21 protein-coding genes are annotated in these 21,791 nt (G+C 70.8%); 7 read left to right on the top strand and 14 right to left on the bottom strand.

What is annotated here, in order from left to right; translation table 11 throughout:
* Positions 1–451: 451 nt before the first annotated feature.
* From LX16_RS14600 to LX16_RS14590, 3 genes are all read left to right on the top strand, one after another.
* Entirely contained in the window at positions 452–1,747 is a 1,296-nt protein-coding gene (locus LX16_RS14600; protein WP_147139145.1) for an ArsB/NhaD family transporter, read from the top strand.
* A 55-nt stretch (positions 1,748–1,802) separates the two neighbouring features.
* Entirely contained in the window at positions 1,803–2,294 is a 492-nt protein-coding gene (locus tag LX16_RS14595) for a cation:proton antiporter regulatory subunit (protein WP_147139143.1), read from the top strand.
* Positions 2,295–2,370: 76 nt separating this feature from the next.
* The gene (locus tag LX16_RS14590; protein WP_147139141.1) at positions 2,371–3,213 is read left to right on the top strand and encodes a nucleotidyltransferase domain-containing protein; all 843 of its coding nucleotides are present in this window, start codon (positions 2,371–2,373) and stop codon (positions 3,211–3,213) included.
* Between the two features lie 47 nt (positions 3,214–3,260).
* Here the strand turns inward: LX16_RS14590 and LX16_RS14585 are convergent, their stop codons facing one another.
* The 3 genes from LX16_RS14585 to LX16_RS14575 all read right to left on the bottom strand — a co-directional run bounded on the left by LX16_RS14585 (position 3,261) and on the right by LX16_RS14575 (position 5,381).
* Entirely contained in the window at positions 3,261–4,451 is a 1,191-nt protein-coding gene (locus tag LX16_RS14585) for a Cmx/CmrA family chloramphenicol efflux MFS transporter (RefSeq protein ID WP_147139139.1), read from the bottom strand.
* Between the two features lie 76 nt (positions 4,452–4,527).
* Positions 4,528–5,100, bottom strand: a complete 573-nt coding sequence (locus LX16_RS14580) for a TetR/AcrR family transcriptional regulator (protein WP_147139137.1) — start codon at positions 5,098–5,100, stop codon at positions 4,528–4,530.
* 56 nt (positions 5,101–5,156) lie between these two features.
* Positions 5,157–5,381, bottom strand: a complete 225-nt coding sequence (locus LX16_RS14575; protein WP_147139136.1) for a hypothetical protein — start codon at positions 5,379–5,381, stop codon at positions 5,157–5,159.
* A 430-nt stretch (positions 5,382–5,811) separates the two neighbouring features.
* Between LX16_RS14575 and LX16_RS14570 the strand changes: the two genes are divergently transcribed.
* Positions 5,812–7,584 carry a pentapeptide repeat-containing protein gene (locus tag LX16_RS14570; RefSeq protein ID WP_147139134.1) on the top strand — a complete coding sequence of 591 codons (1,773 nt, stop codon included), beginning with the start codon at positions 5,812–5,814 and terminating at the stop codon, positions 7,582–7,584.
* 46 nt (positions 7,585–7,630) lie between these two features.
* Here LX16_RS14570 and LX16_RS14565 read toward each other — a convergent pair whose 3' ends face one another.
* The 4 genes from LX16_RS14565 to LX16_RS14550 form a co-directional block, all read right to left on the bottom strand.
* Positions 7,631–8,866, bottom strand: coding sequence for an MFS transporter (locus LX16_RS14565; protein ID WP_211354517.1), 1,236 nt, complete (start codon positions 8,864–8,866; stop codon positions 7,631–7,633).
* 372 nt (positions 8,867–9,238) lie between these two features.
* Positions 9,239–10,525 (bottom strand): hemolysin family protein, encoded by a 1,287-nt coding sequence (locus LX16_RS14560; RefSeq protein ID WP_147139132.1) that lies wholly within the window; start codon positions 10,523–10,525, stop codon positions 9,239–9,241.
* A 179-nt stretch (positions 10,526–10,704) separates the two neighbouring features.
* The gene (locus LX16_RS14555) at positions 10,705–11,253 is read right to left on the bottom strand and encodes a DinB family protein (protein ID WP_211354516.1); all 549 of its coding nucleotides are present in this window, start codon (positions 11,251–11,253) and stop codon (positions 10,705–10,707) included.
* A gap of 65 nt (positions 11,254–11,318) precedes the next feature.
* Complete coding sequence (locus LX16_RS14550) at positions 11,319–13,514, bottom strand: MMPL family transporter (protein WP_147139130.1); 2,196 nt, start codon at positions 13,512–13,514, stop codon at positions 11,319–11,321.
* Positions 13,515–13,612: 98 nt separating this feature from the next.
* Between LX16_RS14550 and LX16_RS14545 the strand changes: the two genes are divergently transcribed.
* On the top strand, positions 13,613–14,227 hold the full coding sequence (locus LX16_RS14545) for a TetR/AcrR family transcriptional regulator (protein ID WP_147139129.1): 615 nt from the start codon (positions 13,613–13,615) through the stop codon (positions 14,225–14,227).
* A 71-nt stretch (positions 14,228–14,298) separates the two neighbouring features.
* On the opposite strand, the gene LX16_RS14540 is transcribed toward LX16_RS14545, so the two are convergent.
* The gene (locus LX16_RS14540) at positions 14,299–15,081 is read right to left on the bottom strand and encodes a helix-turn-helix domain-containing protein (protein ID WP_147139127.1); all 783 of its coding nucleotides are present in this window, start codon (positions 15,079–15,081) and stop codon (positions 14,299–14,301) included.
* Between the two features lie 125 nt (positions 15,082–15,206).
* On the opposite strand from LX16_RS14540, the gene LX16_RS14535 reads away from it, so the two are divergent.
* Complete coding sequence (locus LX16_RS14535) at positions 15,207–15,572, top strand: nuclear transport factor 2 family protein (protein WP_147139125.1); 366 nt, start codon at positions 15,207–15,209, stop codon at positions 15,570–15,572.
* Positions 15,573–15,632: 60 nt separating this feature from the next.
* Here the strand turns inward: LX16_RS14535 and LX16_RS14530 are convergent, their stop codons facing one another.
* Entirely contained in the window at positions 15,633–16,202 is a 570-nt protein-coding gene (locus tag LX16_RS14530; RefSeq protein ID WP_147139123.1) for a TetR/AcrR family transcriptional regulator, read from the bottom strand.
* Between the two features lie 132 nt (positions 16,203–16,334).
* Here LX16_RS14530 and LX16_RS14525 point away from each other — a divergent pair, with 132 nt between their 5' ends.
* Positions 16,335–17,909: a carboxylesterase/lipase family protein gene (locus tag LX16_RS14525; protein WP_211354515.1), complete on the top strand. Its 1,575-nt coding sequence runs from the start codon at positions 16,335–16,337 to the stop codon at positions 17,907–17,909.
* Positions 17,910–17,993: 84 nt separating this feature from the next.
* On the opposite strand, the gene LX16_RS14520 is transcribed toward LX16_RS14525, so the two are convergent.
* From LX16_RS14520 to LX16_RS14500, 5 genes are all read right to left on the bottom strand, one after another.
* Positions 17,994–18,290: a toxin gene (locus LX16_RS14520; protein ID WP_147139121.1), complete on the bottom strand. Its 297-nt coding sequence runs from the start codon at positions 18,288–18,290 to the stop codon at positions 17,994–17,996.
* Positions 18,274–18,513 (bottom strand): ribbon-helix-helix protein, CopG family, encoded by a 240-nt coding sequence (locus tag LX16_RS14515; RefSeq protein WP_147139119.1) that lies wholly within the window; start codon positions 18,511–18,513, stop codon positions 18,274–18,276. Before LX16_RS14515 ends, LX16_RS14520 begins: the two co-directional genes overlap by 17 nt.
* A 269-nt stretch (positions 18,514–18,782) precedes the next feature.
* Complete coding sequence (locus LX16_RS14510; protein WP_147139116.1) at positions 18,783–19,187, bottom strand: DUF2795 domain-containing protein; 405 nt, start codon at positions 19,185–19,187, stop codon at positions 18,783–18,785.
* Positions 19,188–19,236: 49 nt separating this feature from the next.
* Complete coding sequence (locus tag LX16_RS14505; RefSeq protein ID WP_147139114.1) at positions 19,237–20,406, bottom strand: VLRF1 family aeRF1-type release factor; 1,170 nt, start codon at positions 20,404–20,406, stop codon at positions 19,237–19,239.
* A 66-nt stretch (positions 20,407–20,472) separates the two neighbouring features.
* The gene (locus LX16_RS14500) at positions 20,473–21,678 is read right to left on the bottom strand and encodes an alanine racemase (protein WP_147139112.1); all 1,206 of its coding nucleotides are present in this window, start codon (positions 21,676–21,678) and stop codon (positions 20,473–20,475) included.
* Between the last annotated feature and the right edge of the window lie 113 nt (positions 21,679–21,791).

Genomic DNA, 21,791 nt, shown 5'->3' with positions numbered 1-21,791 from the left:
GCCGAAAATGGGTGTCGCCACCGATGGTCGATTCGCCCGTGGCTTGTGATGCTGAAGACCAGGCGTCAGGCGAATGTCCAGTGCACCGCTTGCCGACGGGTGGGAGCCGGTGCCTGACGGTTCACCGCCGGCGCCTCGCAGCCGGTGAGCCTCTTCACACCGCCCGGGAAGGCGTCCGCCGCCCGGGTGGGTGTCATGCCGCGTGCGTCGCGGACGGGAACGGGTCGTCGTACACGGCGGCACGACCCCGCCCGGGGACGTGCGGCACGTCCCCGCCGGACGCCCCGGGTCCACGACGGCCCCGGCCCCGTTCATCCCCGCGTCATCAGGCCCACGACGCGGACGACACCAGGAGAGAACAGATGTACCGACACCTTTCGGGCGAGCCATCGGCGGCCCGGCACCGGCACGCCGCCTCCACGTCACCGGACGCCCCGCCGGGCGGTCGCGCATGAGCGCAGCCGTCATCGCGATAGCCGTATTCGCCGTGGCCTTCGTGCTCATCGCCACCGAGAGGTTCAACCGGGTGGCGGTCGTCCTGGTCGCCGCCGGTCTGGTGGCGGCGATGGGACTGGTCGGCGGCGAGGAGATCTTCTACTCCCATCACTCCGGCGTCGACTGGAGTGTCATATTCCTGCTGCTGGGCATGATGATCATCGTCGGGATCATCAAACAGACCGGCGTCTTCGAGGCGTTGGGAATCTGGGCGGCGCAACGGTCGGGCGGCCGGCCCTACCGGCTTCTCGTACTGCTCATGGTGATCACCGCGATAGCGTCGCCGTTCCTGGACAACGTCACCACCATCATGCTGGTGGCACCGGTCACGCTGTCGGTGTGTCGGCGGCTCGACATCCCGGCCGCGCCGTACCTGATCGCCGAGGTCCTGGCGTCCAACATCGGCGGCGCCGCCACCCTCATCGGCGACCCGCCCAACATCATCATCGGGATGCGCGCCGGGCTCGGCTTCAACGACTTCATCATCCACATGACGCCGATCGTGATCGTCCTGTTCGCGGTGTTCGTCGTGATGGCGCGGTTCATGTTCCGCAAGTCCTTCGTGTACCGGCCCGAGCGGATGGACGCGGTCATGGCGATGGACCCGACGGCGTCCATCAAGGACCGTGGCCTCCTGGTGCGCTGCCTGGTGGTGCTCGCCCTGGTGATGGCGGCGTTCTCACTGCACACCGTCTTCCACATGGACCCGGCGATCGTCGCGATGCTGGGCGCGGGCCTGATGGTCGCGGTGTCGGGTGTGAAGACCTCGGATTACCTGGCGGAGGTCGAGTGGTCGACGCTGGTGTTCTTCATGGGTCTGTTCGTGATGGTCGGGAGTCTCGTCGAGACCGGTGTCATCGCCCACATCGGTGAGTGGGCGGTCGACGTGGTCGGGGACGACTACTTCGTCGCGGCGACCGGGCTGGTGTTCGGTTCGGCGGTGCTGGGCGCGTTCTTCGACAACATCCCCTACGCGGCGACGATGGCGCCGATCGTGGAGGGGATGGTGGCGCAGGCCCCCGACGCCACGACCGGCCAGTCGCTGTGGTGGTCGTTCGCCCTGGGCGCCGACCTCGGCGGGAACGGCACCGCGCTGGCCGCCAGCGCGAACGTGGTGATGCTCGGCATCGCCGCACGGGCCGGCCAGCCGATCTCGTTCTGGCAGTTCACCAAGTACGGAATCGTCACGACCGTGGTGACCACGATCATCGCGTGGGGCTACGTCTGGTTGCGGTACTTCGCGCTGGCGTGACGCTCGCATGGCGGTGCGGCCGACCGGCCGTACCGCCGCACTCAGAGGAGGGAACATGCGCATCGAACGGACCGCGCTGCCGGGTGTGGGCATCCGGTACGTGTTCACCACGGCGACCGGCAGGCACGTCGGGGTGATCGGTCACCTGTCGGGCCGGCGGGAGCTGGTCCTCTACGAACGCGACGACCCGGAGACGGTGTTCGACGCGGTCTCCCTCGACCGGGAGGAGGCCCGGCACGTCTCCGACCTGCTGCACCACGACGTCACCGAGGACCACCTCACGCAGTTGGAGCGGGACTCCGACGGCGTCACGTTCACCCGGATCCCGATCACGGCGGGTTCGCCGTCCGACGGGGCGGTGCTGGACCTGCGACGGATCAGGTCCCGGACGGGCGCGGCGGTCATCGCGGTGGTCCGGGACGGCGAGGTGATCACCCCGCCGGATCGGGAACCGTTGCGGATCAGGGTCGGTGACACGGTGGTGGCGGCCGGTCCGGTGCCGGGTATCACGGCGTTGAGCCGGTTCCTGGCGTCCGGGGAGCGGTGACTCCGCCGCGAACCCGCCGTCACCCGTCCCGGCCGCGTACGATCACCGCGTCCACTCCACCGGCGAAGGATTCCACGTGTCTGCTCAAGCGGTCATCGATCGGGTGTTCCCGGCTCTCACCCGGCTGCCGCGCGGCCGGTGGGCGGCCGGGGTGGGTGGTTCCCTCGCGAAGCGGGAGGCCGATACGCACTCGGACGTGGACATATACCTGTTCGTCACGGACCTGTTGGCGCCCGCCGACATCCAGGCGATCCTGGCCGAGGTCGCCGACGACGTGCCGGTGGTCGGCGGTGACCCGCACCGGTTGTGGGGTCGCAACATCGACTTCCGGCACGGCGGTGTGCTGGTGGAGGTGACGGCACGCGGCATCGACCACGTCGAGGGGTGCGTCACCGACGCGCTCGCCGGGCGGATCACCACCACACCGACCGTGTGGACGCCCGGCGGCGGCTTCCACAGCCACTCGGTGCTGGCGGACCTGGCGACGTTGCGGCCGCTGGCCGACCCGTTCGGTGTGGTCGCGGACTGGCGATCCCGACTCGACCGGTACCCGGAGGCGCTACGCCGGGCGATCGTCGCGCGGCATCTCCCGACCGCCCGGTTCTGGCCCGACAACCCGCACTACCTGAGCGCGATCGCACGGCGGGACGTCGTGTACACGCAGTCGATCGTCATGCAGACGGTGCACGATCTGGTGCAGGTGCTGTACGCGGTGAACGGTGAGTACTTCGGCGGGGACAAGCGCGTCGCCGCGCACCTGGCGGCGTTCGATCGGGCGCCCGCCGGGGTGGCGGCGACCGTGGAGGAGTTGGCGGTGCCCTCGGGTCCGGCGACCGTGGAACTGCTGAACCGGCAACACGACCGGTTGCGGGAACTCGTCACCGAGGTGACGCGGCTGGCGGAGCGGACCGACCCGTGACGTGCGACGGTGCGCCGCCGTGCGGGGCGCACCGTCGTGGAAGGCTGTCAGGCCACCGGTACCGGGGCGGGTTGCGCGGTCCGGTCGCGCCCGCCGATTCCGGCCAGCCGGGCGGCGCACAGGGCGGCGAGGCTGAGCGCGCCCAAGCCGACGACCGCCCAGGCCAACGCCGGGTAGCCGAAGCCGCCGGAGATCACCAGTCCGCCGATCCACGGTCCGACGGTGATCCCGACGTTGAACGCGGAGGTGTTGAGCGCCAGGGACATGACCGGGGCCTCCGGGGCGATCGCCACCACACGGGCGCTCAGCACCGGGTTCGCCAGGAACCCGAACCCTCCGAACAGGACGATCAGTGCGATGCCCGGTAGGGCGAGGCCGGTCGTCCACGGCAACAGCAGGCCGACGGCGATGACGCCGCCCACCGAGACGAACAACACCGGGTAGGGCCTCGTGTCGGCCAGCCGGCCACCGAGCCAGATGCCCAGGACGGTCGCCGCCCCGTACAGCGCGAGTACGGCGGGGACCCAGCCGGGCGCCAGCCCGTACACCTCGGTCAGCATCGGACTGAGGAACGCGAACAGTGCCAACAGCGCGGCGGTGAAGGAGGCGGTGAGGGTCAGCGACAGCCACAGGCGGCCGTCGGCCACGGCGCGCAGTTCGCGGCGGGGATCGGGAAGCGCGGCCGTGGCGGGCCGGTCGGCGGGGACGGCCCACCAGACTCCGGCGAGAGCGACCGCCGACGCGACGGCGACCGCCCAGAAGGCGCCGCGCCACCCGAGGTGTTGGCCCAGCAGGGTTCCCAACGGGAGGCCGGCGACCATGGCGACGGTGAGGCCGCCGGTCACGACGCTCATCGCGCGGCCGGACCGTCCGGGTCCGGCCAACGCGATGGCGGTCGCGCCGGAGACGGCCCAGAATCCGGCGTACACGAAGGCGGTGAGCACCCTGGTCGCCATGAGCAGTTCGGGGCCGGTCGCGAGCGCGCCCGCGACGTGGCCGGCGATGAAGACCAGTAGCAGCCCGATCATCGTGTTGCGGCGGGACCAGCGCAGTGTCACGATCGTCAACAGTGGAGCTCCGACGATCATCCCGAAGGCGAAGGCCGAGATCTGCAGCGCCGCGACCGGAACGGATATCCGGAATTCGGCAGCGATGTCGGGGAGCAGTCCGGTCAGCATGAGTTCGGAGGTGCCCTGGGCGAAGATCGCCGCGCCCAGGAGGTATACCGCGAGAGGCACGAGTAGCCTTCCATGTTTTGGAATGAACAGTACAGAATTCGCCCGTGACCCGGCCACGAGCCTTGTGGACGGTGGTTCAGAAGACCCGCGATGCGGAGCCGGCGATCCCGCGCAACACCTCCGGACCGGCCCCGGCCGCCGCGGCGACCTGCATCCCCGAGATCGTCGCGATCACGAAGTGGGCGGCGTCGGACGGATCGAGGTCGCCGGGCAGCTCCCCGGCGCCGCGGGCGGCCAGGAAGGCGTCCCGCAGCATGGCGAAGCGTTCCCGCCTGTCGCGCTCCAGAACGGCCGCGACCTCGGCGTCCCGGGGAGCCAGTTCCACCGACGCGCGCACCACCAGGCAACCGACCGGATCGGCGGCGTCCGGTTCGGCGATCCGGTCGAGCAGGTCGCGCAGCCGGTCACGCAGCGGGGCGTCACGTTCCAACACCTCGGCGGTGGTCCGGTTCTTCGAGGCGGTGTAGTGCGTCAACGCCCGCAGGAACAGGTCACGCTTACTGCGGAAGGTGTTGTAGATGCTGCTGCGGCGCAGGCCGGTGGCGTCGCACAACTCCTCGGTGGTGGAGGCGTCGTAACCGGCGCGCCAGAACACCCGCATCGCCGCGTCCACGGCGGTCGTCTCGTCGAAGGTCCTCGGTCTGGCCATGACGGAAGCCTAGCAAGGGTTTTGTATCGGGCAATACAAAACCGGCGTCGCCCGCGTCACACCGGCGGGTGCCACATCAGGATCTCGTCCTCCGAGTCGTGCGGCCACACGAGGTCCAGGCCCGGCATCGGGTCGCCCTCCGTCCAGTCGCGCGGCCGCAGGCCGTGCCCGAAGGCGTGCGCGACCACCTCCTCCGGTGGCGCGCCCGCCCGCAGCCGCGCGATCAACTCCGCCTCCACCACGGGATCCGTGGTGACCCTGTCGTACTCGGGCCCCGACATTCCCGACACCTCCCCGGTCGTCTCCCCAACGGATACCCACCTGGAGGGGCGGTAATCGAGAGCGGTGGGGGTCGCGTCGTGGGGAGCGCCGCGTAGTGGAACGTGGTCGTGCCGCGTCACTCGTCTCGGAGCGCACCGCCCCCGAGGACGGCGGATCGCCACCCCGATCGAGACGGATCTACAGTGGGAGGCCGACGCCGAATGTCGACGGTGGCGAGAAAGCGGTCATGGCGAAGTCGACATACGCGGCGCACTGGCGCCGGACGCACACGCCGACCTCGGGCTCATCCACGAACACCGAATCCACAACGGCGTCGTCCACCTCAACTACCGCGTCCGCTGACGACACGGACGCCCGGAGAACCGGCCCCGGTTCACTGTGGCCGGTCGGTCGGTTGCGGTACCGCCGTGGTGGGGCGAGAATCCATTCATGGAACGGGTTCCCGGTCGCTCCCGCCGGATTCTGTGGCTGCCCGCGGCTGTGCTCGGGTTGGCGTTCATCGCCGCGTCCGGTTGGGGCACGTGGCTGCTGACCGGAGCCGCCACCGGCGACACGGCGAATCCCGGCCGGGTGGAGGCGATCCGCACCGCGTTGACCGCCATGGTCGGCGCCGGCGGCCTCGTGACGCTGCTGGTCGTGATGCGGCGGCAGTGGTTGCAGGAGACGACGGCGGCCGATACCCGCCACGACGCGGAGGAACGTCGCATCACCGACCTCTACGTGGCGGCCGCCGAACAACTGGGGCACGAGAAGGTACCGGTCCGGCTCGCCGCGCTGTACTCACTGGACCGGTTGGGGCGCAACCATCCCAGGCATCGCCGGGAGGTCGTCGACATCTGGTGCGCCTACCTGCGGCAGCCCTTCACGCCCCCCGCGAGGTTCCGCACCACGCACGCCACACCGGACGCCACGCTCGACCGGTACCTGACCGGGCCGGAGCCCGACGCCGGCGCGGAGGAGTACGAGGTGCGGGCGACCGTGCAACGGTTGCTGGCCAGGCACCTGCGCGACCCCCGGCCGGCGGGCGATCGGCTGCGCAGACCACCGCCGGAGCGGGCCGACGGGTACTGGGACCTGTCCGGGATCGACCTCACCGGTGCGACCCTGGTCGGTGCGGACTTCACCGACTGCCGGTTCACCGACGCGGAGTTCGGTGACGCCCGCTTCCACGGCGACACCCGTTTCGTCCAGGCGCACTTCGTCGGCGAGACCGGATTCCGTAACGTCCGGTGTGACTCCGACACCTGGTTCCTCGCCGTCCGGTTCGAGGGTCCGGTGACCTTCGAGGGCGCTCGGTTCGACGGCGACGTGCTCTTCACCCGGTCGCACTTCGAGAGCGACGCCGATTTCCGCGACGCCGGCTTCGAAGGGGACGCCTGGTGCGACCACGTGCGGTTCGCCCCGGTCTCCTTCACCGACACCCGGTTCCGTGGCGGGACCACGTTCGGGTCGTCCCGGTTCACCGGCAGGACTGCGTTCACCGGTGCCCGGTTCGAGGGCGACACCGGTTTCGAGGTGGCGAAGTTCGAGGGCGGGCCGGTCGTCGAGCCCACCGGATACCTGGAGCCCCGGCTGCAATCGATCCCCGACCCCGACTTCAGCCGCGCCGAGTTCCACGGCGCCGCACGATTCCGGCGCGCCGAGTTCGCCGGATACGCGCACTTCAACCAGGCGCGTTTCCACGCCGAGACCGACTTCCGCGACACCACGTTCACCCGGATCGCGCGGTTCCGACAGGTGGGCTTCGAGGGAACCACCCACTTCGACGACGCGCGTTTCGCGGGAGTCGGCGACACCGAAGCCTATGAGGACGGCCCGGCCCTGCAGGGCGACGGGAGCCGGTTCGCGCACGAGGTCTCATTCCGGCGGGCACGGCTGGCCGGGGTGGACCTCGACGGCGTGCGGTTCGGCGGCCCCGCGAACTTCACCGAGGCCCGGTTCGGCTGGACGGCGGGTTTCCGGAACGCGGTCTTCGACGCCGCGACCACGTTCAGGGGCGCGGTGTTCGGCCGGAACGTGGAGTTCACGGCGGCGCACTTCGCGTTCCCCGCCGCCGTCACCTTCGAGGACGCCTCGGCCCTGCCGAGCGTCGTCGAGGCGGGAGGCTGGCCCGCGGGTTGGCGGACCGCGCCGGGACCGGACGGCGAGCTCCGGCTCGTCCGCAAGCCTCCGCCGGATCCGGCAACCTCCGCCGCCCACTGACCGGTGCCCCACGCCGGTTGCCTCCGGCCGCCATACGGGCGCGGACTCACCCGGCCGCCGGCCTCGAAGCCGGCGGGGATCCGGACGGCAGCAGCATGCCCGACAGCAGCACCAGGCCCGCGACGACGCACAGCGAAGCACGTACGCCCACCAGCTCCGCCAGGACCCCGCCGACCACGATGAACACCGGCTGGCTCGCCGTCGTGGTGAAACTCCACAGTGTCGCCACCCGTGACAACAGGTGGTCCGGTGTCACGATCTGCCGGTAGGCGGCCAGCACCGAGTTGGTCAGTGCCGCGAACACCAACAGCAGCGCGAAGGCACCGCCGGTCAGCCACGCCGCGGCCGGACCGGGAACCACCGAGGCGGTCAGCAGCCACCACGGTGACCTGGCCAGGCCCGCCCACCGTGCCACCCGTACGGCTCCCCATCGGGACGCCAGCGGACCGGCCAGGCGCGCCCCCAGCAGGCCACCCAGTGACGGCACACCCATCAGGAGCCCGTACTCGACGCTGCTGAACTGGAGTTCCCGCAGGTAGAAGACCGTCGTCAGCGGTGCGGCCATACCGCTCGCGCCCGCAAACAGCAACCACCCGGCAAGGATCCGCCGCAGTTCCGGGTGGTGACGCACGTATCGCAGTCCGGCGAGCAGTTCGGAGCTCCGCGACCCGCCGGGTTCGGGCACCGCGGGTTCCGGTTCGGGTGTGCGAAGCAACATCACGGTGCCCGCCGACACCGCGAACCCGACGACGAGCGCGGCCACCGCCGCCACCGGACCGGTCCAGGCCACGAGGGCGCCCGCGACCGCCGGGCCGATCGTGACACTCAGCCATACGGTCGATTCGAGTCGCCCGGTCGCGTCCACGAGGCGGCGGCGGGAGACCAGGGCCGCCAGGTGCGGTGAGGAGGCGGCCAGGTAGCCGACCTGACCGACCGCGACCACGGCCGCCGCCAGAACCAGCAGCTCGAAACGCAGCCCACCCAGCCACCCGGCGAGCAGCACCCCGCCGAATCCGGCCGCCCTGATGAGCTCGGCGGCCAGCATGACCGGGCGCTTCCGGCGGTACTCGACGAACAGGCCGGTCGGTAGGGCGAGCACCGCCGTGACGGCGGCGGTCACGGCCGCCAGCAGGGCGACGTCGGACAGGTCGGCGCCCAGCGCGGTGACCGCCAACACCTGCACCACCACACCGGACATGGCGGCGGCGAGCTGCCCGGCGGCCCGCCCCGCCCACAGGATCCGGAAGTCCCGGTCGCCGCGCACACTGATCCGCTCCGACACGACGGCCGCCCCGATTCCCTGTAAGAGGTCGTCTTTGACCCTGCTGTTCTGCTGCGTGTCGCCCGGTCGGCGCCTCGCGGCGTTGTCGGAGGCAGCGCCGCTGAAGAACCGGTGCGTACAACACCGGTACGCAGGACCTCCTCCGCCTTGCGAACGCACTCGACCGGACACCGCTCGCGACGAACGAGGACCAAAAGACAACCTCTAAGCGTTACGGCGCAACGGCACCGCACGCGGAATGCTCGCACACGCCGCAGGGCCGGGCGACGACCCGGTGTGTGCGGTCCGGCGCGGTCGCTCCGTTATCCTGAAGGCGAACCGGGAGTCGTCCCGGCGGTGGTGGCCGGGACGTGTATCGGGCGGGGCGGTGCCTCAGTCGTCGGAGTTCGCCGTCGGACGTGGTTCGATCCGCAACCGGACCTTGGTGATGGCGCGTTCGTGGATCTCCACGACCTGCGCGGTGATGCCGTCCACCCGCACGGTCTCGCCGGGTGTGGTGGGGATGTGCCCGAGGTGGTCCAGCACCAGACCGGCCACGGTCGTGTAGTCACCGGACACATCGGACAGGTCGATTCCCAGGTCCGGCAGGTCGTGCAGCGGGAAACTCCCCGGGGTGAGGAACGCACCGTCCGGTTCGGACACCACCGAGGCGAGGTCGCGGTCGGTCTCGTCGTAGATCTCCCCGACGATCTCCTCGACCAGGTCCTCCATGGTGATGATCCCGTCGATCGAGCCGTACTCGTCCACCACGGTGGCGAACTGCTCGCGCTGGTCGCGCATCTGGCGCAGCGCGTCGGAGACCTTCAGGCTCTCGGGGACGACCATGCAGGTACGCGCCAGCACGGCCACCTGGCCGGACGCCCCGATGAGGTCGCGCAGGTGGACGACACCCACGACGTCGTCCAGGCCGTTGGCGCCGACCACGGGCGCGCGGGAGTGTCCCGAGTCGACGAGTATCCGCAGACCCGCCGCGACGTCGCTGTTGGCGGGGATGGAGACCACGTCACGGCGCGGCACCAGGATCTCCCGCACCAGCCGGTCGGCGATCTCGAAGGCCCCGGAGATGATGGTGCGCTGCTGGGCGGTGAACCCCTGCTGCGCGGTGACGAGTTCCCGGATCTCCTCCGGGCTGACCTCCTCACGACCCAGCGCCGGGTCGTTCCCGGTCAACCGGACGACGAGGTCGGTGGACTTGCCGAGCAGCCACACCACGGGCCTGGAAAGGGTGGCGAGCATGTCGAGGGGGCGCGCCACCATGACCGCCCAGCCCTCGGCCCGCTGCATCGCGATCCGCTTGGGCGCCAGTTCCCCCAGCACGAGGGTGAAGAAGGTCAGGACGATGGTGACCAACACGATCGACAGTGGTTCGGCGGCGGTACCGAAGAAGCCGAGCGGTTCGACGAGCGGTTGCGCGAGTGACACGGCCGCCGTCGCGGAGGCCAGGAAACCCGCCATCGTGATGCCGATCTGGATGGTGGCGAGGAACCGGTTGGGGTCGCGGGCGAGCCGGGCCAGCACCCTCCCGCCGCGCGAGGTGCGCTCCAGCCGCTGCAGTTGACTGTCCCTGAGTGTCACCAGCGCCATCTCACTTCCGGCGAACAGCGCGTTGACGAGGACGAGTACGAGGACCAGCAGCAGCTGGCCGGTATAGCCGCTCATGGCGGGGCGACCCTTTCGATCCGAGGATGGTGAGCTCACATGGTAAGGCCCCGGATATCGGCTTGGTCGGCCGTACGACGATCGGCATGCCTCGAATCATGCCGAATGTCCGGATTTCGGCCGTCATACGGCCCACCGAGCCGCGCTCGGCGGTGGATCGGGTCAAAGGATGAGCGGGGTCACTGGCCGGTGCGGCCGTCGATGCGTTCCCGCAACAGGTCGGCGTGGCCGCAGTGCCTGGCGTACTCCTCGATCATGTGGACGACGACGTCCCGCAGGGTGACGTCCTTGCCGCGGTTCTGGACCCGCATGCCCATGTCGGTCTGCGCCGCCAGGAACTCCTCCGCGAACCGGACCTCCGCCTCCCAGTCCCGCCACGCCCGGGCGATCACGTCGGCGTCGGCGACGGCACCGTCCCAGTCGGCGTCGGGATCCTCGGGCGTGCAGTACAGCTTGGGCGCGTCCAGGCCCGCCAGCACCCGCCGGAACCAGCCGCGTTCCACCTCGGCCATGTGCCTGATCAGGCCCAGCAGCGACATGGTGGACGGTTCGACGGATCGCCGGGCCATCTGTTCGGGGTCGAGTCCGTCGCACTTCATCCGGAGCGTGAGGCGGTAGATCCGCAGGTACTCCTGGTAGTTGCTCTTCTCGTCGGTGGGTTCGGAGCCGCCTTCACGCGGGTCGTCTTCGGGGTCGACCCACATGTCGGGGTATCTGCGTTCGGTCATGACGGAGATTCTGACCGGTGAACGCGCCGGAGGCGAGGGGGTATCCGCCTCCGGCGCGTTCACCGTCACACCCCGGCCCGGGAGCCGACCGGTTCACGGACCTCCGGGTCGGGGAGGGGCGCCGGTTCCGATTCGCTGAACCCGATACGGGCGTGGAGTCTCCGCAGTGGCGCGGGTGCCCACCAGTTGGCGCGTCCGGCGAGCCGCATGAGCGCGGGCACCATGACCGCGCGGATGATCGTGGCGTCCACGAGGACGGCCAGGGCCATGCCGATGCCGAGCTGCTGCAGGAACGACACCCGGCTGGTCGCGTAGACCGCGAACGAGACCGCGAGGATCAGTGCGGCGGCGGTGACCAGCGGCGCCGACCGGGCGATGCCGCGTGGGACCGAGCCGACCGGGTCACCGGTGCGGTCGTAGTCCTCCTTGATCCTGGCGAGTAGGAACACCTCGTAGTCCATCGACAGGCCGTAGGCGATGCAGAACATCAGCAAGGGGATGCTCGGTTCGATGCTGCCGGTGGGTGTGAATCCGAGCAGCCAGGCGAGCCCGCCGTCCTGGAAGCCCCACACCAGCACGCCGAACATCACGGTCAGCGACAGCATGTTGAGGATCGACGCCTTCAACGGCGCGACCAGGCTTCCGGTCATGAGGAACAGGACGAGGAACGTGACCAGCAGGATCAGTCCCGCCACCAGCGGCAGCCGCTCCACCACGCCGTCCCGGTAGTCGGCGAGTTCGGCCGGGTATCCGCCGACCGACACGGCGAAGGGCGCGGGTTCCGCACGGACGTCGGCGACCAGGCCGAGCGGGTCGTCGGCGAGCCGTTCCCCGGTGGGCACCACGACGATCCGCCCGGTGTCGGCCGCCAGGAACCGGCCGGGCGCGTCCCCGGCGGGCTCGCCCGCGACGTGGCTTCCGTGCGAGGAGTCGACACGTTCGACGCCGTCGATGCGCGACAGCCGGGCGGCGTAGTCGGCGGTGGCCGTGGCGTCCCAGCCGGTGCCGACCACGTACAGCGCGTCGGCGTCCTCGGTGCGGAACTCGTCACGGATGACGTCGTACATGTCCCGGACGGTCTCGCCGGCCGGAAGCACCCGGTCGTCGGGCGACCCGAAGTTCACGCCGACGGCGGGGGCGCCGAGGGCCAACAGTGCGACGAGTCCGGCCAGTGCCGCGGCCACCGGGCGGCGGGTGACCGCACTGGTGAACCGGTGCCATCGGTTCACCGAGGCGTCGGCCGGGCGGCGGCGGGTGACCCGGTCCCCCAGCAGCATCAGGACGGGCGGCAGGATCACCACCGCGCCGATCAGGGCGGTGAGCACCACGGCGATTCCCGCGTACGCGAACGAGGACAGGAACGGGAACGGGAAGACGAACAGGACCGCCAGCGAGGCCGCGACCGTCAGGCCACTGAACAGGACGGTCCGGCCGGCGGTGGCGACGGCGCGGCGGGCGGCGTCCCGGGGTGTCCGGTGCGCCAGTTCCTCCCGGAACCGGTACGTGACGAACAGTCCGTAGTCGACGCCGAGGCCGATGCCCATGACGAGCGCGATGTTGGCGGCGAAGGTGGACACCTCGGTGAACGAGGTGACCAGCCGGAGGATGGCGAGCGTCCCCACGACCGAGAACAAGCCGATCCCCAGCGTGATCAGTGCGGGAGCGATCCTGCGGTACACCGCCCACAACAGCAGCAGCACCAACGGCAGGACGATCAGCTCGGCGGTCATGAAGTCGGCGCGGGCCTGCCCGGCGACGGTGCGGAAGATCTGGTCGCCGCCGCCGAGGCTCACCTGGACGCCGGGTGGTGGCTCGGTCTCCGCGAGGACGTCCGCCTCGATCCCGGGGAGCGTCCCGGTGCGGACCAGGTCGGCGTCACCGGGCAGCCAGGCGAGTAGGAGGGCGTGTCGTCCGTCCTCGGAGGCGAGCGTCGCCGGGGCGGAGTCGTTCCAGTAGGACCAGGCGTCGCCGACTCCCGGGTGGTCGGCGACGCGTTCGGTGAGCAGGCGGCCGAACTCGACGACGGCGGCGGAGTCGACGCCTTCTTCGGCGCTGACTAGGATCGCGAGGTTGGGGCTGCCGGTGCCGAACCGTTCGGCCAACAGTTCCCGGGCGGCCAGTGACTCCGAGCCGGGTGCCTCGTAGCGGTTGAGCGCCAATGAGTCCACGGCACCGGCGGCGAGTGCGGCGAGCACGGCGAAGAGTCCGATGGAGACGCCGATGATCCAGCGGGGGAAGCGGGTGACGAGGTTTCCGATCATGCCCAGCCTTAGAATGCGAGTAATGAATCGTGTTTTCGACCGACAATAACACGAGTAAACGCTCGTATTCTCTGACCGGGTGAGTAGGATCCGAGACGATGACACCGACCGACACCGGAACGCCCCGCCGCCAGGAACGGGGCAGACGCCGCATGGAGCAGATCCTCCACGCGGCGGCGGACGAGTTCGCCCGGCTCGGCTACGAGGCCGCCACCACCAACGGCATCGCCGCGGCCGCCGGCATCTCACCCGGCTCGCTCTACCAGTTCTTCTCCGGCAAGGCCGACATCGCCCGCGCGCTGGCCGGGCTTTACCGGGAACAGCTCGACGCCGCCCAGTCCGCCGCGTTCACCCGTGAGGACCTTGCCGGGCTGCCGGTGCCGGACGTCGTCGCGGCCGTGATCGGGCCGCTCGTGGAGTTCAACATCGCGCACCCCGGGTTCAAGGCGCTGTTCGCCCGCACCGACATGCCCGCCGAACTGGCCGAGGCGGTCGCACCGATCCACGCCGTCATCCACGGGAAGGTCGGCGGGCTGCTCGCGGTGCTCCTCCCGGAGCTGTCCACGAAAGACCTCGAACGCGCCACCTCGGTCGCCATCCAGTTGGTGCGGGGGATGATGCCGCTGATCGTCGCGGCCGACCCGGCGGCCAGGCCCGCCCTGGTCACCGACCTCCGCAACGTCCTGGTCGGCTACCTCGACACCCTGCGCTGAGACCCCCGCCGCCACGCCCGGCCGCCTTCGCATGGTTCCGTGGTGCGGCCGCACGCACGGTGCCTCACCGGTCACCGGTGCAGGGCGGCGGCTGTCTCCGGGTCGGCGGGGAAGAACGACTCGATGGCCAGTTCCGCGACGGTGACGTCCATCGGGGTGCCGAACACCGTGGTCGTGCTGAAGAACGACAACACCGTGTCCCCGACGTCGATCCGCAGCGGCACCACCAGGCTGTGGTCGGGGGCGCGGTCGACGCCACCGGGATAACCGGCCAACTCCACGCGCAACCGTTCGAGCTCGGGGTCTCCGGTGACCCGGATCTGGTGGTCGAGCCGGCTCAGCACGTGCCCACGCCACTGTGGAAGGTTGCGGATGCGGGGCGCCACGCCGTCCGGATGCAGGCTCAGCCGCAACACGTTGACCGGCGGTTCGCGCAGTTCGGGCGCGCTTCCGGCGACGAGGGTGTCGACGGCGGCGTTCGCGTCCACCATGTTCCACAGTCGATCGACGACCACGGCCGGATAGGGCATGTGGCCGTCCAGGATCCGGATGAGGGCATCGCTGACGGTCCGCATCGACGGCCGTTCCAGCGGCGACTCGCCGTACGCCGGGGCGTGTCCCGCCGCGAGCAGGATGTCGTTGCGGTGGCGAAGTGGAACGTCGAGCTGTTCACACACCTTGAGGACCATCGAGGGGGTGGGACGGGATCGGCCCGTCTCGATGAAGCTCAGGTGTCGCGCCGAGACCCTGCACCGGACGGACAGGTCCTGTTGCGTCATGTGGCGGCGCCGGCGCCAGTCCCGGATCAGGTCTCCGGCGGTGTGGCGGGCGGTCGGCACCTCGGTGGTGGTCATGGTCGCGAGCCTAACCGGCCGGGTAACGCGCGGGATTACCTCGGAGGTAATCGACGGAGCCGCCCGGTCGGGAGAGGCTGGCGTCGTTCCCGCAACCCGGCGGGACGACGAACGAGGGAAACGACATGACCGACTACACCGCCATCGCCTCCCGTTACATCGACGCCTTCAACACCTCCGACCCGGCCGACCGCGCGGCACTGATCGCCGGTCTCTTCGCCGCCGACGTCGAGTACCGCGACCCGCTGGCCACCGTCTCCGGCCACGACGGTGTGAACGCCTTCATCGCCGGAGCTCACGCGCAGTTCCCAGGCTGGGTGTTCTCACTGGCCGGCCCGGTGGACGGACACGGCGACCAGGCCCGCTTCACCTGGACTCTCGGCCCCGAGACCGGGGACGCTCCCGTGCAGGGTTTCGACGTCGTCACCCTCGACGGTGACGGCCGGATCGACCGGGTGCTGGGCTTCATCGACCGGGCGCCGTCCGCCTGACCGCCACGGGGGTGGGCCGTCGGCCCGCCCCCGAAACGTCTCAAGCCCGGCCGACGCCGGTCAGCCCGCGTGGCGGCCCAGCTCGCGCAGGCCGGCGAGGAACTCGTCGACGTCGGGGACGGTGTCGGGGTCCGACAGGGCGTGGATCATCATCCCGGCGATCAACGCCATCTGCACCGCGCCCACGGTGCGCACGGTGGAGTCCGGTAGGTCGTCCTCGGGCGTGCGGGTGACGAGCGCCGCCATGCCGCTGCGGCCCTGGCGTTGGCCCTCGTTGAGCTGGACTCCCAGTTCCGGATCGCGTAGGCCGCGCATGACGGCCTCCAGGTTCGCCAGCCAGAACGTCCGGTTGTGCGAGAAGGACTCGATCAGTCCCGCCCACAGTGCCCGGAACGAGTCCTCCGCGTCGGCCTCGCCGGCGGCCGCCACGGACCTGCCTATGGCGTCGCCGGAGCCCAGCATGTCGAACAACGCCTCGTTGAGCAGCGCCTCCTTCGAGCCGAAGTGGTAGCCGATGGCGGCCATGGACACTCCGGCGGCGGATGCGAGGTCCCGGACCGTGGTCCGGTCGAAACCCTTCTCGAACAGGCACTTCTTCGCGGCGCCGAGCAACGCTTCACGGTTTCCCATCCCGGCATCGTACCCCGCCTTGGCGCATGCGCATGAGACGAACGAGTGAGGCATACGTCTCAGGCAAGCGCCTTGCGCATTTGCCCAAATCGGGTCTAGCGTGGTCGGCACACCCCACACGAAGGAGAAACCGTGTCCCCTCTCGCACGCGGCCTGATCGGCGCCGGAATCGGCGTCGCCCTCACCGTCGCCGCCGGAGCCGCCATCGTCGCCGCACCCGCCGACCGGCCCGATCCCGCCGTCGCCCACACCGCGACGGGCGACCTACGCGGCACGGTGACCGACGAGGTCCGCACCTTCCAGGGCATCCCCTACGCCGCGCCACCGGTGGACGCGCTCCGGTGGGAACCGCCCGCGCCGGCCGCCGACTGGGACGGCGAACGGGACGCCACCACCCCCGGCGCCGCGTGCCCACAACCGGCGGACCTGCCCATCTCGATGTCCCCCACCGACGAGGACTGCCTCTACCTGAACGTCACCACACCCGCCGACGCCCGTCCCGGTGACGACCTGCCGGTGATCGTGTGGATCCACGGCGGCAGCCTCACCTACGGCGACGGCGCCGGTTACGGAGCCGCCCGCCTGGCCGAACAGGGCGACGTCGTGGTCGTGACGGTCAACTACCGGCTCGGCGTGTTCGGCTTCCTGTCACACCCCGACCTGCCCGGCCACACCGCGAACCTCGGCCTACTCGACCAGCGTGCCGCCTTCGAATGGGTGCGCGCCAACGCGACCGCGTTCGGCGGCGACGCGGGCAACGTCACCGCCATGGGCCAGTCCGGCGGCGGTTACAGCGTCTGCGCCCAACTCGCCTCCCCCGGCTCCGCCGGACTGTTCGACCGGGCGATCGTCCACAGCGCCGGGTGTGTCGGCTCGGCCGACGCCACCATGGACCTCGACACGGCCCGGGCGAACGGCGTCGCCATCGCCACCGCCGCCGAGTGCGACGGCGCCGACCCCGCGACCTGCCTGCGGGCGGCCGACACCGAGGCGTTGATCGCGGCGGCCGGTGGCGGGCACTCCGACTTCCGGCCCGTCGTGGACGGAGACGTGCTGCCCACCGACCTGACCGAGGCGTTCTCGACCGGTGAGTTCCACCGTGTCCCGGTGCTGTACGGATCGAACCGGCACGAGGAGTCGGGCCGGCTCGGCGGCATCGAGATCGCCACCGGTACCCCGCTGGACGCGCAGGGCTACCTCGACCAGGTCACCGCCACCTTCGGCGACGACGCCCCGGCCGTGCTCGCGGAGTACCCGCCGTCCGACTACGCCTCGCCCGGTGAGGCGTTGACCGCCGTCCTCACCGACGCGAACTGGTCGCGCCACGCCTGGCGGACCGCCGAGACCCTGTCGGAGTACACCCCCGTGTACGCGTTCGAGATCACCCAGTCGGAGTCGCCGTGGTGGCGCGGCATGGACCGGCCGAGCTTCCCGCTGGGAACCGGGCACATGGCGGAGATGGCCTACCTGTTCGAGTACCCGCAGCTCGAAGACCTCGACGCGTCACAGCGGCGGCTCTCCCGAGACATGATCGACTACTGGACGGCGTTCGCCGCCGCGGGCGACCCCAACCACCGGGGCGCCCCGCGATGGGACCACTTCACCGCGACCGCGCCCTACACGCAGGGCCTGGCCGCCGACGCCCACGGCATCGGCGAGTCCGGCTTCGCCGAGTACCACCACCTGGAGTTCTGGGCGGGGCGCTGACCGTCGGACACGACTCGGCCCGGGTCCCGCACACACGCGGAACCCGGGCCGAGTCGTCGTGTCACATGTCGCCCGTTCCACCCGTCACCGGATGAGGCTGTACAGCAACCGGACCGCTTCGGCGACCTCACCGGAGCCGACCCGTTCGCCGGTCGGTTCCAGGACCACGGTGGGAAGCCAGTGGGTCATCTCGGGCAGGAGCGCCCGGTCGCCGGAACACGGCACGATCCCGACGAGTTCGTCCAGTGGCGGTCGGCCGGGAACGACCGGACAGACCATGACCCGACCGGTACCGGTGTCCAGGTGCATCCGGTTGGAGATGACGCACAGCCTCAGGGCGGGGTTGTCGAGATTGGTGCAGACGTCACCGGTCCGAAGCACCGTAGTTCCTCTTCATGCTCGCGGCGAGCGTCGCGGCGTACTCGTCCAGACCCAGCGCGGGGACGGTCTTCTCGGCGTACTCGGCCCACACGCGGGCGTCGTCGTCGCGGGAGATCAGATCCTCGATGTACTGGGACCGGTTCATGCCCTTGTCACCGGCGCGGCGGTCGACCAGCGCGGCGAGGCCCTCGGTGAGTGTGATGGTGACCTTCTCTTTCGCCATACGATCACCATACCGTCATATGGCGCCGTTTCGGCGCCCGCAATGGGGACGGCACGCGCAGGCGTCGCGACGAACACACGCGGGCTCCACGAACGGCCACCGGTCCCGTCGTCGCACGGCCGTGGGTCGCCTCGGGTGCCGCACGGGCACGGGATCCACGTCCCTTCGACACGCCGGGCGGGGCGGCGTCCACCGGGCGGGGCGCTGACCGTCGGACACGACTCGGCCCGGGTCCCGCACACACGCGGAACCCGGGCCGAGTCGTCGTGTCACATGTCGGTGCGCGGCACCTCGGTGCCGCCGCCCATCGCCTCCCACACCTCGTTGACGGTCTCGTACCGGCCGTCCGGCAACAGGCGACGCAACGCGCCCTGCACGCTGTCGGGTGCGTTGTGGTCCGCCGCCATCCGGCGGATCTCGTCGGCGTCGGCGGGGAATCGCCCGGTGTCGAGGAACCTGGCGACCTCGAACCGTCCCTCGACGTCGAGGCCGGTCATGCCCACCGGCGTACCGCCCCGTCCCGGTGACGCCTCGCCACCGGGCTCGTCCTCGGTCGGCGATTCGGCGTCCCGCCAGTGCCCACTGCGGGAGGACCCGCCGGGCCTGAGGTCCTTGGCGTTGGCGGCCAGCGAGTCGTCGACCGCCTTTCCGTGTTGCGAGTCGCGTCGAACCACGACTACCACCTCCTGTTGTCGGCCTACCCGGTGCCGGGTCGACGGAAACTCACCAACGCAGGACGGCCGCCAGCCCGTCCGCACCGTTCAGCCGCTCCGCGACCTCGGGCGGCACCATGGCCACCTCGGTGCTGTTGCGCAGGGCGAGCTCGATGAGCCGTTCCCCCAGGTCCGGTTCGTCCTGCATGCGGTCCGGGTCGGTGTCGGGCGGCAGAGTGTCACCGCCGACGAACAACCCGTCCGGGGTGCGGCGGCCGTGCCACTGCCCCTCGGTGTCCATCACGACGAGTTCCGCCCGGCCGTCCTGCACCGCGGCGAGGGTCTGGTCCAGGCCCCGCGTCGACAACTTGGTCTCCTCGATCCGGTTCACCAGGCCGAGGTCGCGGTCCCGCCGCGCGGTGGCGAGGTCGTCGGCGACCATGTCGGCGACCTGCGCGGGCGTCGTCTGCCCGAGCACCTGGGTACTGATGACGATCTGCGGACCGAAGCCCGATGCCAGGCGTTCGACCACGGCGTCACGCAACTGCGGTTCGCCCGCCAGCACCAGGAACCCCCAGTCGCGTTCCTCCGCGAACCGGCGCAGACTCTCGTGCCCGGTCGCCAGGAACCGCTTCAGGTGGGCGGCGCGTTTGCTGTCGAACAGGTCGGTCTGCGACGACGACTGCTGCGAACGCATCGGATTGTTGCGGGCGGGTCCGCGCATCTCCCGCCACTCGCCGGACGGGTCGTCGTACTCCAGGGTGGCCAGTTCCTCGCCACGGCCGAACTCGACCTCCAGGATGCGGAGGCCCTCACCGGCCGCGACCGCGACACCGGCGGGCGCGCCGGCCGCCCAGGCGCTCAACAGCGGCCGGACGTAACCGGTGTCGTCGCACACCACGCGGTCGCCGAGGTCCTGTTGCACCGAGATCCGGTAGACCTCGTCGGCGCTCAGCGGCGCGAACAGCGCCCGGCCGAGTCCCGGTGTGGAGCCGGCGGTCAACCAGTCCAGGTCGGGTTCCAGGGCGGGGAGCTTCCGGCGCATCGTCTGGTCGAACTCCCGGTCCCCGGAGTCCTTCGCCGCCGCCGACAGTTCGTCCAGGGCGTTCCGCAGCCGCAGCTCCCAGGCGGGCCGGTCGGAGGCCTCCTCGGTCGGGTCGGCCGTCACGTAGATGGACAGGACCCCGAGTGGGTCGGAGAGTCCGGCGAGTTCCCGCAGGCTGGAGCGGTCCAGGTTCATCACGTCACCGCCTTCGTCGAGGATGGTTTACATCGTGCTGCTTACCGAGGCGGTGCGCACCCAAACCTACAAAAAAGCCCTCCCGTCGCCCCGGTACGTGGCGGCCTCGGCCTCGACGACGTCGCCGCGCACCAGGTGGAGCCGGTCGACACGTTCGCACAGTTCACCGGCCTTGGCGTGCCGGAACCACACCCGGTCGCCGACGTGCAGCGAGTCGGCGGCGTCCCCGGTGAGCGGGGTCTGCACCTCTCCGGCGGCCTCCATCCCGGTCAGGCGCAGTCCGGCGGGCAACCAGGGGGTCGGCAACCGGCTGGTGCCGGCCTCACCGGACGCGGGCCAGCCGCCGCCGTGGACGGTGGCGATCCCGGGGCCGGGCCTGCGCACGACCGACACGGCGAACGCGGCGGCCGGGCGGGGCCGGAACGAGTCGTATCCGTCGAACAGGGTCGGCGCGTACAGGCCGCTTCCGGCGGTGAGTTCGGTGACGGCGGCGTCGGTGGCGGTGAGGCTGAGGCTCCCGGTGCCGCCGGCGTTGACGAACTCCAGTGGGGCGACCCGGCGGATCGCGGTGACCGCCAGGCCCCGGCGACGGCGCAGTTCGGTGAACGACCGGCGCTGCATGAGCCTGATGACCCCGGCGCGCATCCCCTCACCCTGCTGCACCCCCGCGATCTGGGCCTCGTAGCTCATGACTCCGACGAGCCGGAAGCCCGGCCGGGCGGCTATCGCCTTGGCGAGCCGGACGGCGTCGACGGGCCGGTGGACGGGCGAACGCCGGACGCCGACGTGGGCGCGCCCGCCGAACGGCCGCCAGGAGGCGTCGAGGTCGATGCAAACCCGCAGGACGGGCCGTCCGGCGGCGGGCTGGTGGTGGTCGATCCAGTCGAGTTGGGCGACGTCGTCGACCATCAGCGTGACCGCCTCGGCGAGGCGGGGGTCGGCGACCAGGGCGGCCAGGGCGGTGTGGTCGGCGGTGGGGTAGCCCACGACCGCGTCGCCGGTCACGCCGTTCTCGACCAGCCAGTTGGCCTCGGCGAGGCTGAACGCGAGGACGCCGGCGTATCCGGGCATCGCCAGGACGCGCTCCAGCAGGGCGCGGCAGCGCACCGACTTGCTGGCGACCCGGATCGGCAGTCCTCGCGCGGCGGCGGCCATGGCCGCGGCGTTGGCATCGAAGGCGTCCATGTCGACGATGGCCAGGGGCGGCGCGATCCGGGCGGTGGCGGCGTCGTATCGCTCCCGCAGTCCCCGACTATCGTGAGAGGTATTCATGTTCGCAGCATAGCCCCGTCGTTACGGCGCTCACAACACGTCGTGTGAGGCAGCGCCGTTACCGACAGGGGTGTCCGGTCACCACGTTCGACGCCGATACTCTGTCGAAGGTT

The organism is Stackebrandtia albiflava, from assembly GCF_007994225.1.
Lineage (GTDB): Bacteria > Actinomycetota > Actinomycetes > Mycobacteriales > Micromonosporaceae > Stackebrandtia > Stackebrandtia albiflava.
This window is presented reverse-complemented; position numbering and strand designations above follow the sequence as displayed.